2 protein-coding genes and 1 pseudogene are annotated in these 1012 nt (G+C 66.4%); 2 read left to right on the plus strand and 1 reads right to left on the minus strand.

The window, feature by feature from the left end:
* Positions 1–210, plus strand: a pseudogene (locus ACXJL8_RS41920) (hypothetical protein); the annotation flags it as partial.
* Positions 211–298: 88 nt separating this feature from the next.
* Positions 299–550 (plus strand): hypothetical protein, encoded by a 252-nt coding sequence (locus ACXJL8_RS41925; protein ID WP_456617334.1) that lies wholly within the window; start codon positions 299–301, stop codon positions 548–550.
* Here the strand turns inward: ACXJL8_RS41925 and ACXJL8_RS41930 are convergent.
* The coding region (locus tag ACXJL8_RS41930) for a helix-turn-helix domain-containing protein (protein WP_456687130.1) at positions 547–1012 on the minus strand (466 nt) is incomplete at its 5' end. The two genes, ACXJL8_RS41925 and ACXJL8_RS41930, sit on opposite strands and share 4 nt — an antisense overlap.

The raw sequence follows: 1012 nt of genomic DNA on the forward strand, positions 1-1012 counted from the left end.
GTCGTGGCCGAGGTCGGCGCCCAGCGGCTCATCGAGATCGCGCCCGACGGCAAGGTGACCGAGATCGCGGCCAATCTTGCGATCGGCCTGCCAGGCGCGCCTGGTGGCCTGCCGACCAACATTCCGACAGGGGTGGCCATCGGCGGCTCCGGCGTCATCTACTTCACCTCCGACATCGAGAACGCGATCTACAAGGTGGCGAAGAAGTAGCCTCCCACCGAAGCGGCACCCGGTCGATGGAACCGGCACGCGGCTTCCCCGGTTAATGGAGAGGAAGCCGACAGCAGGAGGATCACCCATGAGGCGCCTCTCCCGCAACGACATCGTCAAGACCGTGGACCGGGCCGACGACGTCACCATCGCCCAGATCATTGGAACCGGCGCGACCGTCGACGAACTGGCGGAAGCGCAGGCCTGGCTCGCCAATGACGAGCCGATGATCAACGATCTCCGGCCACTCGCCCACGGCCGCGTCCGCGAGCTCGTGGACATCCTCTCCGAGATCGACGAGGACGGTCCGGGACCTAGCCCTGCGCCGACGGAAAACTAGCTCGCGCGAATCCGCGCGAACAATTCCGACGGCATCATGCCGAACATGTCGCGGAAGGCCGTGCTGAAATGCGCGGAGCTGGAAAAGCCGGCGCCATGCGCCGCCTCGGTCAGCGATTGCCCCTGTGCGACCGCCCGCGCGGCTGCGCCGATCCGGCTCCAGATGCGGTAGCGGCGGAGCGGCACACCCGTGACGTCCTTGAACAGATGCAAAAAGCGCGAGGACGAAAGCCCGGCCTGGCGGCCGAGTTCGGCAAGCGTGTGCGAACCGCTGGGCTCCTCGCGCATCCGCCTCATGGCATCAGCAATTCTTGCATCCGGCTGCGCACTTGATCCGATTCCAAGCCTATCGCGGACTGCCTGCCGCGCGTCCTCGGATGCGAGGCGTCGCTCGGCGATATCGTCAAGCAGCACGGCAACCGCTCGCTCGTCGATCATGTCGAACGCGGCCCTCGATCCGACC

The sequence above is a fragment of the Bradyrhizobium sp. P5_C11_2 genome, from assembly GCF_054049755.1.

Bases quoted from the DNA above. Each gene is read 5' to 3' on its own strand.
- ACXJL8_RS41925 (WP_456617334.1), top strand. From the start codon at position 299: ATGAGGCGCCTCTCCCGCAACGACATCGTCAAGACCGTGGACCGGGCC.